The organism is Rhodococcus gordoniae (assembly GCF_001646655.1).
Taxonomy (GTDB): domain Bacteria; phylum Actinomycetota; class Actinomycetes; order Mycobacteriales; family Mycobacteriaceae; genus Rhodococcus; species Rhodococcus gordoniae.
The window spans coordinates 125,625-141,601 of record NZ_LPZN01000044.1 but is presented as its reverse complement, the minus strand read 5'-3'; the positions used below and the strand labels follow the sequence as shown (position 1 = coordinate 141,601).

11 protein-coding genes are annotated in these 15,977 nt (G+C 69.7%); 6 read left to right on the top strand and 5 right to left on the bottom strand.

What is annotated here, in order from left to right:
- The first annotated feature begins 69 nt into the window (after window positions 1-69).
- The 3 genes from A8G18_RS16255 (at window position 70) to A8G18_RS16245 (ending at window position 3,006) form a co-directional block, all read left to right on the top strand.
- A complete protein-coding gene (locus tag A8G18_RS16255; RefSeq protein ID WP_064064681.1) occupies window positions 70-1,671 on the top strand; it encodes a BCCT family transporter in 1,602 nt (533 codons plus the stop codon).
- Window positions 1,668-2,114 carry a hypothetical protein gene (locus A8G18_RS16250; protein ID WP_064064680.1) on the top strand — a complete coding sequence of 149 codons (447 nt, stop codon included), beginning with the start codon at window positions 1,668-1,670 and terminating at the stop codon, window positions 2,112-2,114. Before A8G18_RS16255 ends, A8G18_RS16250 begins: the two co-directional genes overlap by 4 nt.
- Window positions 2,115-2,202: 88 nt before the next feature.
- A complete protein-coding gene (locus tag A8G18_RS16245) occupies window positions 2,203-3,006 on the top strand; it encodes a T3SS (YopN, CesT) and YbjN peptide-binding chaperone 1 (protein WP_064064679.1) in 804 nt (267 codons plus the stop codon).
- Between the two features lie 31 nt (window positions 3,007-3,037).
- On the opposite strand, the gene A8G18_RS16240 is transcribed toward A8G18_RS16245, so the two are convergent.
- Complete coding sequence (locus tag A8G18_RS16240) at window positions 3,038-4,615, bottom strand: dolichyl-phosphate-mannose--protein mannosyltransferase (protein ID WP_064064678.1); 1,578 nt, start codon at window positions 4,613-4,615, stop codon at window positions 3,038-3,040.
- Between the two features lie 23 nt (window positions 4,616-4,638).
- On the opposite strand from A8G18_RS16240, the gene rsmI reads away from it, so the two are divergent.
- The 3 genes from rsmI (at window position 4,639) to A8G18_RS16225 (ending at window position 11,330) form a co-directional block, all read left to right on the top strand.
- Window positions 4,639-5,526: a 16S rRNA (cytidine(1402)-2'-O)-methyltransferase gene (rsmI, locus tag A8G18_RS16235; RefSeq protein WP_064064677.1), complete on the top strand. Its 888-nt coding sequence runs from the start codon at window positions 4,639-4,641 to the stop codon at window positions 5,524-5,526.
- A 138-nt stretch (window positions 5,527-5,664) separates the two neighbouring features.
- Window positions 5,665-7,068, top strand: a complete 1,404-nt coding sequence (locus A8G18_RS16230) for an alanine/glycine:cation symporter family protein (RefSeq protein ID WP_064064676.1) — start codon at window positions 5,665-5,667, stop codon at window positions 7,066-7,068.
- Window positions 7,069-7,355: 287 nt separating this feature from the next.
- Complete coding sequence (locus tag A8G18_RS16225; protein ID WP_064064675.1) at window positions 7,356-11,330, top strand: WD40 repeat domain-containing protein; 3,975 nt, start codon at window positions 7,356-7,358, stop codon at window positions 11,328-11,330.
- Here A8G18_RS16225 and A8G18_RS16220 read toward each other — a convergent pair.
- The 4 genes from A8G18_RS16220 to A8G18_RS16205 form a co-directional block, all read right to left on the bottom strand.
- Window positions 11,294-12,583: an aminodeoxychorismate synthase component I gene (locus A8G18_RS16220; protein WP_245207900.1), complete on the bottom strand. Its 1,290-nt coding sequence runs from the start codon at window positions 12,581-12,583 to the stop codon at window positions 11,294-11,296. The genes A8G18_RS16225 and A8G18_RS16220 overlap by 37 nt on opposite strands.
- A gap of 12 nt (window positions 12,584-12,595) precedes the next feature.
- Window positions 12,596-13,477: an RNA polymerase sigma-70 factor gene (locus A8G18_RS16215; RefSeq protein ID WP_064064673.1), complete on the bottom strand. Its 882-nt coding sequence runs from the start codon at window positions 13,475-13,477 to the stop codon at window positions 12,596-12,598.
- On the bottom strand, window positions 13,474-14,625 hold the full coding sequence (locus tag A8G18_RS16210) for an NAD(P)/FAD-dependent oxidoreductase (RefSeq protein ID WP_084421863.1): 1,152 nt from the start codon (window positions 14,623-14,625) through the stop codon (window positions 13,474-13,476). The genes A8G18_RS16215 and A8G18_RS16210 overlap by 4 nt, the downstream gene beginning before the upstream one ends.
- Window positions 14,626-14,758: 133 nt before the next feature.
- Window positions 14,759-15,898 (bottom strand): DUF2786 domain-containing protein, encoded by a 1,140-nt coding sequence (locus A8G18_RS16205; protein ID WP_064064672.1) that lies wholly within the window; start codon window positions 15,896-15,898, stop codon window positions 14,759-14,761.
- Window positions 15,899-15,977: the final 79 nt, after the last annotated feature.

The following is a 15,977-nucleotide window of genomic DNA, read 5'->3' as shown; positions in this document are numbered from 1 at the left end:
GAATGTGACTATCACCTCGGGTTCGGTGATTCGGCTCCGAAGCCGGCCGAAACTTGGAAGGTTTGTCGCATGAACGTGCCTGGTGATCGGCCCGGCTCCGAGGAGATCTCGGGTGCCGGTGCTCCTGTAGAAGCCGAGTCCGCAGCGCAGCGGCCGCAGACCGACAAGGTGGTCTTCGGAGTCTCTGCCGCGCTGGTCGCGGCGATCGTGGTGTGGGGCCTGGCCGCCACCGAGAACTTCGGGACCGTCACCGGGAACATCCTCGACTGGGTCGTCGTCGAGTTCGGCTGGTTGTTCGTCCTCACGGCGAGCGCGTTCGTGTTCTACGCGCTCTGGCTCGCGCTGAGCCGCTACGGGCGGATCCCGCTGGGCAGGGACGGCGAGAAGCCGGAGTTCCGCACCGTCAGCTGGATCGCGATGATGTTCGCCGCCGGGATGGGTATCGGCCTGATGTTCTTCGGTGTCGCCGAGCCGCTCTCGCACTTCGTCGAACCGCCACCCGGCACCATCGGTGGCACCGGTATCGCGATGGCGACCTCGATGTTCCACTGGAGCCTGCATCCCTGGGCGATCTACGCCGTCGTCGGTCTGACCATCGCGTACGGCACCTTCCGGAAGGGACGCAAGCAGCTCATCAGCTCGGCCTTCATCCCGCTCCTCGGACGCCGGGCCGAAGGTCCGCTCGGCAAGGTCATCGATATCCTCGCCCTGTTCGCGACCCTGTTCGGTACCGCGGCGTCGCTCGGTCTGGGCGCTCTGCAGATCGGATCGGGTTTCGAGGTCACCGGCTGGCTCGAGTCGGCGGGAGTGATGCTGCTGGTCGCGATCGTCGCGCTGCTCACTCTCGCGTTCATCGCGTCCGCAGTCACCGGTGTGGCCAAGGGCATCCAGTACCTGTCGAACATCAACATGGTCCTCGCCGCCGTCCTGGCACTGTTCGTCTTCGTGCTCGGGCCCACGGTGTTCATCCTCAACCTCGTGCCCACCACCCTCGGCGCGTACGCCGCCGAGTTCGCCCGGATGTCGGCCCGCACGGCCGCATCCAACGACGCCGCGGGCGAATGGCTGTCGAGCTGGACGATCTTCTACTGGGCATGGTGGGTCTCGTGGGCGCCCTTCGTGGGCATGTTCCTCGCCCGCATCAGCCGCGGCCGCACCATCCGGGAATTCGTCGTGGGCGTCATCCTCGTCCCCAGCCTGGTCAGTCTCGTGTGGTTCTCGATCTTCGGCGGCGCCGGCATCGGACAGCAGCTGGACGGCCTGGACATCGCCGGTGCCGACAGTGTCGAAGGGCAGCTGTTCGGGATGCTCGGCAACCTCCCGCTCACCGGTGTCGCCACGGTCGTCGCGATGCTGCTCATTGCCATCTTCTTCATCTCCGGAGCCGACTCCGCCTCGATGGTCATGGGCACTCTCAGCCAGCGCGGCACCCTCGCACCCCGGCGCACGGTGGTGATCTTCTGGGGCGGACTCACCGGCGGGGTTGCGGCACTGCTGCTGTGGAGCGGCGGCTCGGAAGCCCTCAACGCCCTGCAGACGATGACGATCATCGCCGCCGCCCCCTTCCTCCTCGTGATGATCGGCCTGTGCGTGTCGCTGTACCGGGATCTGCAACGCGACCCACTCATCACGGGTGGACGCAGGAAACGGACGCTGCGCAGGGTCGAATGACCGAGCGGTCCCGGATCGAGGACGTCGAGTTCCTGCTCGACGTCCTCGATCTCCGTCCGGGCATGTCGGTTCTCGCGATCGACACCGGACCGGCCTCCGGTGTGGTCGCCGGACACCTCGGTCCGGACGCCCGGCTACGCGTGGTACCGACCGCGACGCGGCTCCACGAGTTCGTGGGCCGCGAGACGTTCGACCGCATCTACGCCGTGAACGTCCCCGACTTCCGCGAGGACACCGCGGCCGTGGCCGCCCTCGCGCCGATGCTGACCGACGACGGACGGTTGTGGGTGATCGACGGAGCAAGGGCCGGGGAGGACACCGGGACGATCTCGATGACGGTGAGCACCGTTCTCGCACAGGCAGGATTCGCGATCGTCGACATCCTCGAACGCGGGTCGCGGGTCGCGGTGTGGGCGGCGGTCGCACGGCGGCATCACGGGTGACACACGACGCCGCGTGCCTGCGGTGAGTTGTCGTCCACCACGAGTACGGTGTCGCCTGCCCGGCAGTTGCTCTTCGAGAGGAGTGCGCGTGACCGACACCGACAGATTCGACGAGACCCTCGACCGCGACTGGACCCGCTACGCGTCGCAGCTCGCCCGGCGCATCTCCGAACTCACCGGATCCGACGCTTTCGAGCTGCGCGCCGAGACCGCCTCGGGCGCCGCGGCCTGCGTGCGGGTGCGGGCGGGCTCCGGTGGGCGTGCCACCGTCGAGGTCACCGGATCCGAGCCGGTCACCCGGCCCGTCTCCGAGGCCGACATGCTCGCCCGTCACATCGTGTCGGTGCTGCGCGGTCGTGGAGAAGTGCCGCATCCTGCCTTCCTGCAGGCCCACCCACCGTCCGCCCTCGGCGACCTGCGCGAGCGCGTGAGCGACGCCCTCGCCCACGCCCTGGGCCGCCCCGTGCCGGTCGACGCCGACGGCGACTTCGTCGTGATCCTCGACTCCCAGGTGGTCTTCGTCATGATCGACGACGACGGCAACATCAGGTTGTGGGCGCCGCTGTTGCACGCGATCCCCGAGGACGACATCCCTGGAGCCGCGCCGAACGGCGGTCGCACCCACGCGCTGACCGAGCTCACCGAACTGAACCGGACGTGGTCGCACATCAAGGTGGTGCTCGTCGAGGACCGGCTCGTCGCCACCGTCGACCTGCTCGGCGATCCGTTCGTGCCCCACCACCTGTCCGAACTGCTCGAGCGGCTCAAGGGCTTCCTCACGGTCGTCGACGAGCGGTTCGCCCGCCGGTTCGACGGCGTCCGCTACGGCTCCGACAGAGAGCGCGAGGTCGATCTGCCCACCGAGGACACCGTCCTCGACGAACCGAACTGAAGCTCCGCTCAACGCCGGAGACGGGCTCCGCTCAGCGCCAGCTGGGGAGCCACAGCTGATCGTTCCAGTGCTCCGGAGTGATCGGCAGAGCCGTGAGGATCGGCCACAACCACACGAAGTTCGCGATCACGAGCCCGACGTACAGGCACACCACGAGCAACCCGGTCGTCCGCCGTTCCTTCGATGCGTGCGGCGAACCGAGGATGTCGCCGAGCACGAGCACGACACCCATCACGAGGAACGGCGCCATCGGCACCGCGTAGAAGTAGTACATCTGCCGGTCGAGGTTCGCGAACCACGGCAGGATCCCCGCGCCGTAACCGGTGAGAACCGCGGCCCACCGCCAGTCGCGGCGGACGAGCACCTGCCACAGCCCCCACCCGAGGACCGGCAGCGACACCCACCACAACGCCGGCGTTCCCAGCAGCATGACGGCCTTGACGCACTGCTCGGCGTCGCACCCGCCGATCCGCTCGCCGTCGGCGAAGTAGTACAGCATCGGACGCAGCCCCATCGGCCACGTCCACGGCTTCGATTCCCAGGGGTGCTGGTTGCCGGCCGAGTTCGTCAGACCGGAGTGGAACTCGAGGACGCTCGCGCTGTAGTACCAGAGCGACCGCAGCGCGGCGGGCACGAAGGAGAACATCCCGTCGTGCCCGATCTGCGTGCCGACCGCGTGACGGTAGACGCCGGTCTCGCTCGCGAACCATGCCCAGTAGGTCGACAGGTACACGCCGAGCGGAACGAGCACGAGGGCGTAGAGCGCGGGACCGATGTCGCGCACCGCCGTCCCCACCCAGGGGCGCTGCACCCGGTACGCGCGGCGCGCCGCGAGGTCGAAGGCCACGGACATCAGGCCGAAGAACGCGATGAAGTACAGACCCGACCACTTGGTGCCGACCGCCAGGCCGAGCAGAATGCCCGCGCCGAAGCGCCACCAGCGCACACCGAAGCGCGGACCCCACACACTGTCGAGAACACGGCCCTCGGCGTGGACCCGGGCCATCCGGGCACGCACGTCGTCGCGGTCGACGATCAGGCAACCGAAGGCGCCGACGACGAAGACCGCTTGGAAGATGTCGAGCATGCCCAGGCGGGACGACACGAAGGTCACGCCGTCGACGACGAGCAGCAGCCCGGCGATCGCACCGAGCATCGTCGACCGGGTCATCCGCCGCACGATCCGCACGACCAGCAGGACGAGCACGACACCGGCGACCGCGGCCGAGAAGCGCCAGCCCCACGCGCTGTATCCGAACAGGGCCTCGCCGAGCGCGATCAGCTGCTTGCCCACGGGCGGATGCACGACGAGCCCGTAACCGGGGTTGTCCTCGATCCCGCCGCCGGTGAGCACCTGCCAGCCCTGCGGGGCGTAGTGCTTCTCGTCGAACACCGGTGTCTTCGCGTCGGTGGGGTAGTTGAGCATCGTGAACCGCGTGATCGCGGCGAGTGCCGTGACGAAGGCGGTGACGATCCAGCCGCGGACCCGGTCACCGGGTAGCGGATCGGGTGCGGGTACGAGCGGGCCGGGACCGAGAATGCGGCGGTCCGAGGCCTGGGAAGGACTACGGTCCGGGGCCTCGGAAGGGCTGCGGTCCGTCACGGTCACCTCCCGATCGTAGGCTGAGCCGTATGCAGGCAGCCAAACCGGTCCAGGGCGCGAATCCGGGAGAGGGCCGGCTCGTGCTGGCCGCCACTCCGATGGGCGACGTGGGGGACGCCTCGACGCGCCTTCGCGACGCGCTCGGCACCGCCGACGTGATCGCCGCGGAGGACACCCGCCGAACCAAGGCCCTCGCCGCGGCGCTCGGCGTCACCATCACCGGACGGGTCGTGAGCTTCTACGACCAGGTCGAGGTGTCGCGGTTGCCGGGCCTCGTCACCGACATCGAGGACGGCCGCACGGTTCTGCTCGTCACCGACGCCGGGATGCCCTCGGTGAGCGATCCCGGCTACCGGCTCGTCGCGGCGTGCGTCGAGGCCGGCCTGCCGGTGACCTGTCTGCCCGGCCCGTCCGCTGTCACCACCGCTCTCGCGTTGTCGGGTCTGCCCGTGGAGCGGTTCTGCTTCGACGGGTTCCCGCCCCGCAAGCCGGGGCAGCGACGCGCGTGGTTCGCAGCGCTCGTCCACGAGCCCCGCGCGGTGGTGTTCTTCGAGGCACCGCACCGGCTCGCCGCGTGCCTGGCCGACGCCGTCGACGTGCTCGGCGGGACGCGCCGGGCCGCAGTCTGCCGCGAACTCACCAAGACCTACGAGGAAGTGCGGCGCGGAACGCTCGCCGAGCTCGCCGAATGGGCCGTCGACGGTGCGCGCGGCGAGATCACCGTGGTGCTCGAAGGGGCGGTCGCGGTCGCCACCGATCCCGTCGACCTCGTCGACGAGGTGGAACGGATGGTCGCGGACGGGATGCGGCTGAAGGACGCCTGCGCGGTCGTCGCCGAGTCGGCGGCGAAGTCGTCCGGTGCGTCCGTCTCGAAGCGCGAACTGTACGACGCGGTGCTGGGCGCCCGTCGCGGCTGAGAAGAACGCATATCGGACGCGCCGTGGGGTCCGAGGACACTCCGTGCCACGGAAGCCTAAACTCTGCCGGGTCCCAGGCACAGACGTCACCGGTCGGTCGGACGCTGTCGGGGGCTTGCGACGATCAGGAGGACGCGGATGGATTCGGCGAACGATTTCCTCGTCGGGGTGGCAGGGGTGGTGTGGGGGCCGTATCTGCTCATCCCACTGCTGTTGGGTACGGGCCTGGTGCTCACGGTGCGGCTGCGGGGCGTCCAGTTCCGCAAGTTGTGGCCCGCGCTGCGGCTGGGTCTGATCACCCGGCACGACGAAGGCGCCACCGAAGGCGACATCTCCCAATACCAGGCCCTGACCACCGCGCTGGCCGCGACGGTGGGCGTGGGCAACATCGCCGGCGTCGCCACCGCGATCTACTTCGGTGGTCCCGGGGCGCTGTTCTGGATGTGGATCACCGGTCTGGTCGGCATGGCCAGCAAGTACTCCGAGGCCTTCCTGGGCGTGAAGTACCGCACCACCGACGCCAAGGGTGAGCAGAGCGGGGGTCCGCAGTACTACCTCGCCCGCGCCATCCCCAACAAGTTCGGTCTCGTCCTGAGCCTGCTGTTCGCGGTGTTCGCCGTGCTCGCCAGCTTCGGCATCGGCAACATGACCCAGGCCAATACGGTCGCGACCCAGCTCGACGGCACCTTCGGTGTGCCCACCTGGCTCAGCGGCTTCGTGATGACGGTGCTCGCCGCGGCGGTCCTGCTCGGCGGTATCAAGTCCATCGGCAAGGTCACCGCCGGTTTCGTGCCCGCCATGATCGTGCTGTACGTGGGCGCCGGCATCGTCGTCCTCGCCGTCAACTTCTCGCAGATTCCCGAGGCCTTCGCGCTGATCTTCACCGATGCGTTCACGGGCACCGCCGCCACCGGTGGCTTCATCGGTTCGGTGTTCATGATCGCCCTGCGCTACGGCGTGGCCCGCGGCATCTTCTCCAACGAATCGGGAATGGGCAGCGCCGCGATCGCCGCGGCCGCCGCCCAGACCACGCATCCGGTCCGTCAGGGCCTGGTGTCCATGACGCAGACCTTCATCGACACGATCATCGTGGTCACCTTCACCGGTCTGGTCATCATCACGACCGGCGCCTGGCAGTCGGGTGAGCAGGGCGCCGCGATGACGTCGGCCGCCTTCGCCGACGGCCTCGGTGGGGAATGGGGTCACTGGATCGTCGCCATCTCGGTCGTCTTCTTCGCCTTCTCGACGATTCTCGGCTGGTCGTACTACGGCGAGCGGTGCGTCGAGCGTCTCGTCGGTCGCCGCGGTGTGGTGCCCTACCGCGCGGTCTTCGTGGTCGTCGTGTTCATCGGTGCCACCACCCAGCTCGAGGTGGTCTGGAACTTCTCCGACGTGATGAACGGCCTCATGGCGTTGCCGAATCTGATCGGTCTGCTCGTGCTGTCGGGTCTGATCGCCCGGGAGACGAAGGCGTACCTGGATCGCGATCCGTATCTGTTGAACAGCCCCGTCGCGACGGACGATCCCGACGTCGTGAAGTAGGCCGGGGATACGCGAAGGGCCCCGCGTGATGCGGGGCCCGAACGTATGTGGAGCATGCCTCCACGCCGACCCGGAACTACCCCTCGTCAGTCCCTATCGGCGTGGAGGCCCCCGCCCCACGCTGCAAGGTCGAACCTTGCGTGGTCACCACTGTTCCGGACCGGAATGGGAGACAAAAAGTACCGACCGGCGCGGAACCGGTATCATCCCTGCTCAGGCATGGTGAGGAATTTTTCCGCAGCGGATGTTTCAGCGCGGAGAACGGGAGTACGAGGGGCGCGGAACGGATGGGAGACAGCGACGGAAAGGCTGGTTCGGCGCAGCGTCAGTTCTTCGCCGATCAGTTGCGGATGCTGTTCGCCGCCGCCGGCCGTCCCGCCCTCAAGAAGGTCGTCTCGGATGCCTCGAGCGTCGCCCGCGCGGTGGGCAGCGACCGGAGTGTCTCCGTCCAACGGGTCAGCGACTGGCGCAACGGCACCCGGATGCCGGCCGGCTTCGAGTCGGTGCATCCGGTGCTCGTGGTCCTCATCCGGGCGGCCCGGGAACTCAACGCCGAACCGCCGGCTCCCGGTCTGTACTCCCTGAAGCAATGGGAGAGTTGGTGGAAGGCCGCGCGTGGTCAGGCGAACGCTCCGCGCACCAAGGAGTCGGCGGCGGTTTCCGTGCCGCCCGGGATCCGTCCGTACAAGGGACTCGCGTCCTACCGCCAGAACGACGCCCGGTTGTTCTTCGGACGGACGCAGAGCGTGCGCAGCCTCGTCGATGTGGTGACGGCCTCCCACGGACAGGGACCGGTCGTGGTGACCGGTGCCTCCGGCGTCGGCAAGTCGTCGCTGGTGCAGGCCGGCATCATTCCGCAGTTGTGCTCCGCACCGGACTGTCACCCGGTGGTCCTCACCCCCGGCACCGACCCGGTGGCACGACTTGTCGACGCGCTGCCCGAGCTGGCCGACGTCGTCGACCCCACCGACCACGTCGCGGTCCACGCGGCCCTGCGTGCCGCGGCATCGCGGAGCTCGTCGTCGTTGCTGCTGATCGTCGTGGACCAGATCGAGGAACTGTTCACCCAGTGCAACGACAGTTCTCTCCGCGGTGCCTTCCTCACCCTCCTCGAGACCGCGTCGACCGGTACGGACGGTGACGCTCCGGCCCTCGTCGTCGCGACGATGCGCTCGGATTTCTACGACCAGGCCGTGACGACCCCGGTGCTCGCCCGGGCTCTGGAGCGGCGCACCAAGACCGTCCAGCCGCTCGACCGCGACGACCTGGTCGAGGTGATCACTGCTCCCGCCAAACTCGTCGGGGTCCGTCTCGAACCGGGTCTCGTCGATCTCATCCTCCACGACCTCACGGGTCTGACCGACGGCGAGATCAGCGGCACCGAACTTCCCCTGCTGTCCCACCTGCTCGATTCGCTGTGGGACAAGCGCAGCGGCGGCACGCTCACCGTCGCCGCATATCGCGCGACCGGCGGTGTCCGCGGATCCGTCGCCGCCGGCGCCGAACGGGCGTGGGAGAACCTCACCGACGACGCCGACCGCGCTTGCGCCCGGTCGATGCTCGTCCACCTGGTCTACGTCACCACGACCGGCACGGACGTCAAGATCGCGCGCCCGTTGAACGAACTGCTGGCGGTGGGAGGCAAGGATCGTGCCGCGTCGAAGCGCGTGCTCGACCATTTCGTGTCGGCGCGGGTGCTCGTCGTCGACGCCGAGTGTGTCGAACTCATCCACGACGCCGTGATCGACGCGTGGCCCCGGCTCAAGTCGTGGATCCAGCAGGACCGCGCCGGCGCCGCTCTGCGGCAGCAGATCGAGGCCGACGCGTTGACCTGGCTCGGATCCGGACGCAACCGCGAACTGCTCTACCGGCGCGGCCGCATGGATGTCGTGAGCGAGCAGAACCCGCATCTCGCCATGGCGGGGTCCTCCGAGGACCGTCGTGGACCGGTCGCGCTCAGCTCCACGGCCGTGGCCTTCCTCGATGCCTCCCGGCGGCAGATCGCTCGTGAGGCACGCGCACGCCGCGTCGGCATCTCGGCGATGGCGTTGTCGACGATCATCGCGTTCGTGATGACGGGTCTGGCCTGGGTCGCGAAGGGCCGGGCCGAAACGGAGCGGAGCGCCGCCCAGTTCCAGCAGATCGTCGCGCTGTCCGATTCCCTGCGCAACGAGGACCCCACGACCTCGGCGAATCTCGCGCTGGTGGCGGCCGAACTCCAGCCCGACAGTCCGGTCGCGTACTCGCGGCTCATCGCCAGCCAGGCCGTGCCCCTCGCCTACACGCTGAGCGGGCACAGCGGACCGGTCTACGGTGTCGTCGTCTCACCCGACGGCTCCACCCTCGCCTCGGCGAGCGACGACGGCACCGTCCGATTGTGGGCGCTCGACGGCGACGAACCGGTGGCGGTGGGCGAGCCGCTGCAGTTGTCGACGAAGTACATGGCGTCCGTCTCGTTCAGCCCCGACGGCCGTTTCCTCGCGATGGGTGCAGGTGACGGTGGGGTGTGGATCTACGACGTGACGGATCGTGCCGCGCCGCGCGTGGTGCTCGACCGGCAGGTCTACGCCGGCGGCGCCGTGCACAACGTGCGGTATTCACCCACCGGGCGGGTGCTCGCCGTGCCGTACGACGACGGACGCGTGGCACTCGTCGACACTGCGGATCCCGGTTCGGGCCGTTTCCCCGTCACCCTCGTCGACGAGCACGACGGCGGTGTCCGGACGGTCGCCTTCCGTCCCGGAGGGCAGATCCTCGCCACGTCCAGCGACGACCGCACCGTCCGGTTGTGGGACGTGAGCACGCCGTCGAGGCCGGTGTCGCTCGGTGAGCCACTGACCGGGTTCGGCGACGTCACCCATTCGGTGAGCTTCAACGGAGACGGTACGGTCCTCGCGGCGAGCAGCGACGACGGTGTGCTGCACCTGTTCGACACCACCGATCCACGCGCGGCCCGTCCACTGGGGGCGCCGACCAACGCCCACACCGGTGGGGTCTGGAACATCGCTTTCCTGCCCGACGGACGCACACTCGCGAGCGCCTCGTGGGACGGCACCGCGAAACTGTGGGACCTCGACCCCGCCACGCGCACGCTCGACGAGGTCGACCCGCCGCTGACCGGACACGGAGGTGGCGTGCCCACGCTCGCGGTCAGCCCGACGGGGAACACCCTCGTCACCGGAGGACAGGACGCCAACGTCCGGGTGTGGACGATGCCGCAGACCCGCGTGGCCGTGGCCGACGGTGCGCTGACCCGGCCCGCGATCGATCGGGCCGGAACCCTTGTCGCGACCGGCAGCTACGGCCCCGATGTCACCCTCTGGCGGGTCGGCCGGGGCGGCGACTGGAACCGTGCCGGCGGGATCGCGTTGCCGCGTCCGCTCGGCGGAGCCTACGTGTGTGCGCTCTCGCCCTCGGGGACCATTCTGGCCACGGCGCCGACATCCGGGGGCAGCGTGCAGTTGTGGGACGTGCGCGATCCGTCGGCACCGAAGCCGTTCGGCGACCCGGTGCCGCTGGCCACGAGGTTCACCTCCGCCGTGGCGTTCGGACCCGACGGCACGACCCTCGTGACCGGCGCCGACGACTTCTCGGTGCAGTTGTGGGACATCGCGGATCCAGCGGAGCCCGTGCCCTGGGGTGAACCGCTGACCGGGCCGAAGAATCTCGTGCGCAGTGCGGCCGTCAGTCCCGACGGCCGGAGCCTGGTGGTCACGAGCGCCGACAGCGAGATCTACGCGTGGGACGTCACCGATCCGCGCTCCCCGGGACGGGTGAACGTCACGGACGGGCACGCCACCGGGGTGAACACCGTGGCCTTCGGCGGTTCGAGCGACGTCCTGGTGACTGGTGGCGACGATCACGACGTCGTGGTCTGGGACCGCGCCGAGTCCGGAGATTTCGTCGCCCGCGACACCCGGTTGAGCGGCCACCGCGGCACCGTCTACTCGGTGTCGATCACCCCGGACGGCACCCGCGCGGTCAGCGGGAGCGACGACGGGACGGTCCGATTGTGGGACGTCGCCGACCCGGACGGGATGCACGAGATCGGTGGGCCGGTCACCGAGATCGGGACGGGACGCTGGCAGGTCACCTTCGCGCCCGACGGCACCATCGTCGCCGCCGGCGGCGACGGTCTGCTCCGCACGGGGGGGCTCGATGCCGACGCCGTGGTGGCCCGCATCTGCCGTTCCACCTCGGTGCGACTCGACGACGTGCTCGACCGCTACGAGTTACCGGCGCCACCGAACGGGGTGTGCTGAGCGCCGGCCCGGCTGTCGCCGAGCGTGAGGATGCTCGCGGCCTTGTCGAGGCATTCCTGCCATTCGGCCTCGGGATCCGAGTCGATGGTGATGCCGCCACCGACACCGAGCGCGCACACGCCGTCGCCGGTGTCGTCGTGACCGAACTCGACCGTGCGGATCGCGACGTTCAGTTCGGTGCCGGCGATCGGACTCGTCATGCCGACGGTTCCGCAGTAGACGCCCCGCGCCGAACCCTCCCATCGGGTGAGCAACGTGCGGGCCCGGATCTTCGGGCACCCGGTGACGGAGGCGGGCGGGAACGCCGCGTCGAGAATGTCGGCGACCGTCACGCCCGGTCGCCGCTCCGCCGCGACGGTGGACACCAGGTGCCACACCCCCGGGGCGGGCCGCACCGTCAGCAGATCCTCGGTCCGCACCGAACCGGTCTCGGCGACGCGACCGAGATCGTTGCGGACGAGGTCGACGATCATCACGTTCTCGGCGACGTCCTTGGCAGAGGCCCGTAATCGCGCCGGGTCGGCGGAGCGGGGGAGTGTGCCCTTGATCGGGCTCGACCGCATCGTGTCGTCGTGGAGGGAGACGAACAGTTCGGGCGACAGCGACGCCACTGCGCCCCAGGATCCCTGCAGGTAGGCGGCTCGTGTCGGGGCCGTCCGGGAGATTCCGTCGGCGAAGAACGCCAGCGGGTCGCCGTCCCACCGTCCGGTGAACCGGGTGCATACGCACGCCTGGTACACCTCGCCGGCGCGGATCGCCTCGAGGCACCGTTCGACGCCGCGGCGGTGCTCGTCGCGGGAGGGCGGCGTCCATGCGATGTGCCAGCCGGAGGCCACGGGCGAGGGATCGAGGACGGCGGAGGCGAGATCGTCGGGGCAGGGTGCGGTGCCGAGGGTCTCGTACCACCAGCAGCCGTCGGCGTCGAGGCGAAGGACGGTGTCGGTCCACCCGCTGGCGGCCAGGGGCAGCGCGGGGCGGTCCGGGACGCGATCCGGGTAGGCGAGGTATCCGATGCGTCCACCACCGATGAGTGGCCGGTCGCCGCCGGAGACGGGAGCATCCGGCGAGAGCGAGAAGGCCTCCGCCGGTGGTACGGATTCGACGGAGACGGACGGGACGAGCACGGCCGCAGCCCCGAACCACTCGCCCGACAGCGCAGCCGGGCCGGGGACGGCCAGGATCCGGGCGCGTTCCGCCAGTGCACCGAGAACGCGATCGACGGTGCCGCCGCGGCCGAGTCGTTCCATCCGCATGGCGTCAGCTTGTCATGGCCGGTCGGAGGCGCCGGGACGAGCCCCGAGATGTGTGAGCTTGTCGGGATTGCGCACTACGTAGACCCCGGTGACCAGGCCCTCGTCGATCTCGAAGTGCAGCACCATGTCGAGGACCCCTGCCGAACGGACGAGGACGCCCGGCATCGAGTTCAGCACGGCCGGCTCGATGGTCATGTCGGGCAATGGGTGCCGGACCAGCCCGAGGAACAGTCGGGCGACCTTCGTGGCGCCGAGGACCGGGACCCGGGCCGCATTGACCTTGCCTCCGCCGTCGGCGAGGTACACGACGTCGGGAGCCAGCAGCGACAGCAATCCGTCGAGATCGCCGGTGGTCGCCGCGGTAAGGAAGGCGGTGACCACCCGGTCGGTCTCGGCGCCCGCCGGGGTGAAGCGCCGCTGCTTGGCGTGGACGTGCGCGCGGGCACGGTGCGCGATCTGCCGGACGGCGCTCTCCGTGCGGTCGACCGCGTCGGCGATGCGTCCGTACTCGAAACCGAACACCTCGCGCATCACGAAGACCACACGTTCGACCGGCGTCAACGTCTCCAGTACCAGCAGCATGGCGGTGGACACCGCCTCGGCGAGTTCGACCTCGTGGGCCGCGTCGGGAGCGGTGAGGATCGGTTCGGGCAGCCACGGCCCGACGTAGTCCTCCCGGCGGCGCTGCGCCGACCGCAGCGAGTTCAGCGCCTGGCGCGTGACGATCTGTGCCGCGTAGGCCCGCGGGTTGTCGACGGCATCGGTGTCGGCGCGGGCCCAGCGGAGGTAGCTCTCCTGCAGGACGTCCTCGCTGTCGGCGACGCTGCCGGTGATCTCGTAGGCGATCGAGAACAGCAGTCCCCGATGTTCGGTGAAGACGTCGTCGCCGGTCATACGTGCGCATTCTCCCGTGCGGCCGTGTCCGGTCCGCGCCGGGTCGGCAGGGCCCGCCCGCGCGCCTGGAGTTGCATGGTGCGGATGGTCCCACGAACGACGGCTTCCTTCACCGGTGCTGCGAACCGTCCCCGCACCGCCCACCTCGAGGGGGTGTCGTCGCGGGCGGACAACTGCACCACGCCGCGATCGCGGCCCAGCGAGACGCAGGTCGAGACGAACCCGAGCGAGAGCGGTGCCGGTTCGCGTCCCTGCAGCAGTTGCCACACCGTGTCGGCGCCGTGGCTGCCCAGCGGCATCGCTGCCTGGCAGCTCATCCGCAGGTGGTCGTTGCCCTCCACCACCACCGCGTCGCCCACTCCGACGATCGGTGTGCCGTCGACCGCCTGAAGGGTGTCGCGGACCCGGAGGCGGCCGGCGTCGTCGACCGGCAGTCCGCTGCGACGGGCGAGGTCGGGGACGGAGAAGCCTGCCGTCCGGACCACAAGGGTCGCGGGAATCGCGGTGCCGTCGTCGAGTTCGACGGACTCCTCGTCGATGCGGGTGACCCGTACTCCCGAGCGGAGCCGGACGCCCAGCTCCTCCAGCCGGCGACGGATGTAACGCCGTGTGCCCTCGGGTAGGCCGGCGCCCGGATCGCCGACGAGGACGAGTGAGTGTCGCGGATGTGCCTGTGCGAGTTCGGTGACGGTCTCGACGCCGGTGAGGCCACCGCCGATCACGACGACGGACGCGTGATCGTCCACGGCCACGAGTGCGTCGTGGAGAGCTGTGGCCGAGTCGAGGTCGGCGACGGAGAACACTTTCTGTGCCTCGGGAATCGCGCCGGGAACCGATGTGCTGCCCACGGCGTGGACCACCGCGTCGCACCGCAGGACCGTCCCGTCGGCGAGGGCCACCGCGTGCGGTTCGATCCGTTCGGCCGAACCGACATGCAGCGTCGCCCGCGGATGCAGGAGATCGGCCAGGTCGTGCGTGGCGGTGCCGGATCCGGCCGCCACCTGGTGGAGCCGGACCCGTTCGACGAAGACGGCGCGCGGGTTCACCACCGTGACCGCGACTTCGGGATGTTCGGCCAGGAGTCGGTTCGCGGCCATCACCCCGGCGTACCCCGCGCCTACGACCACCACGTGGAATTGCGTTGTCATCGCTCTCGTCCCTTCGCTGTCGGAAGTGGTGCTACCGACGTGACACCGCTCGCGGCGCGGATGTGACACGACGTGGGCACAGCATGCTGTGATGTCCGTCACCCGGGTGATCGACCGCCTGGATGATCGGCCTTCAGCGATCGACGGGCTGGGGCCCGGGGGTGAGCGAGGCGGCGTCGGCCGCATCGCGACCGGCGTGGAAGCCGTCGGCGTCGACACCCCGGCTACGCGAGTCGCGGGTGACGGGAAACAGTCGCCGGAACTCGGTGTCGACGGCATCGGACCGACGGGCGAGGATCGGCGCGAGGGTCGTGATGGGTACCCGCGCCTCGGCTGCGGCGTCGGCGGTGGCCCGAACGTCGGCCTCGCGGAGACGTTCGCCGATCCGATGCGCGTAGCCGGTGAGGAAGGCACGGCGGAAGGAGGTCGCGGACGATCCTCGCCGGCCCGCCGTGCCGGCCGCCCGCACAGCCCGCCCGGCCTGCACGAGCAGCGAGGTGAACAGCATCTCGGCCTGCTGCAGGTCGGTCGCGGTGCCGACGATCGTCGCGATCTGTACGCGGGTGAACCACACCGTGCGCACCCGGTTCGCATCGCCGATCGCGGTGAGAAGCAGGACCTTCTCCCGGATGTACGGATTGTGGAGGTGGATACGCCGGCCCACGACGGGGTCGGTGCGGGAACCGGGTCCGGCGAGCAGTGCGGCACCCACTGCATGGCGGGAGACGAGTTCCTGCGCTTTCGCGGTGAGCGCTTCTGCCTCGTCGGGGAAGTCGGTGGATTCGGCCTTCGACAACAGTGCGCGGATGCGTTCGAGAATCCGGATGTCGGGCGGCGAGGAGACAACGGTGCCGGCGGAGCGGACGGACGGCCACCGTGAGGGCGGCGGCATGAGGATCGCGAAGGACGGCAGGTACTTCCAGGTGAAGGCGAGGCCCTCGATCTCGAAGCGGGTGGCATCGGAGGCGGCCCGGCGCAGACCGTCGGCCAGTGCCGGGGCTTGCGTGGCGTGGACGAGATACGGGTGTCGTCGGGAGATCTCGTCGATCTGCCGTACCCACTCGACGGGGGCGCGTTCGGCCGCACGCCGGATCTGCGCATCGAACAGCATCGTGGCCGCGGTGAGCGCGACGTCGGACGTGCCGCCCGAACGGGCCGTCACGTGCAGGATGTCGGCGGGCTGCCACCCCCGCTCGTAGGCACCGCCCAACTCGGAGAGGAGAGCGTGCTCGTTCAGGTCACCGTTTCGAACGTGTGTTCTATCGCTGCGCATGCGCCGCAGTGTGGCGCACGGCACCGACAGGTTCCGGTGGCGCCGCAGAACGCGCTGGCCGGTGTTCTCCGGAGCCGGA

Bases quoted from the DNA above. Each gene is read 5' to 3' on its own strand.
- A8G18_RS16255 (WP_064064681.1), top strand. From the start codon at position 70: ATGAACGTGCCTGGTGATCGGCCCGGCTCCGAGGAGATCTCGGGTGCC.
- A8G18_RS16250 (WP_064064680.1), top strand. From the start codon at position 1,668: ATGACCGAGCGGTCCCGGATCGAGGACGTCGAGTTCCTGCTCGACGTC.
- rsmI (WP_064064677.1), top strand. From the start codon at position 4,639: ATGCAGGCAGCCAAACCGGTCCAGGGCGCGAATCCGGGAGAGGGCCGG.
- A8G18_RS16230 (WP_064064676.1), top strand. From the start codon at position 5,665: ATGGATTCGGCGAACGATTTCCTCGTCGGGGTGGCAGGGGTGGTGTGG.
- A8G18_RS16225 (WP_064064675.1), top strand. From the start codon at position 7,356: ATGGGAGACAGCGACGGAAAGGCTGGTTCGGCGCAGCGTCAGTTCTTC.
- A8G18_RS16220 (WP_245207900.1), bottom strand. From the start codon at position 12,583: ATGCGGATGGAACGACTCGGCCGCGGCGGCACCGTCGATCGCGTTCTC.
- A8G18_RS16215 (WP_064064673.1), bottom strand. From the start codon at position 13,477: ATGACCGGCGACGACGTCTTCACCGAACATCGGGGACTGCTGTTCTCG.
- A8G18_RS16210 (WP_084421863.1), bottom strand. From the start codon at position 14,625: ATGACAACGCAATTCCACGTGGTGGTCGTAGGCGCGGGGTACGCCGGG.
- A8G18_RS16205 (WP_064064672.1), bottom strand. From the start codon at position 15,898: ATGCGCAGCGATAGAACACACGTTCGAAACGGTGACCTGAACGAGCAC.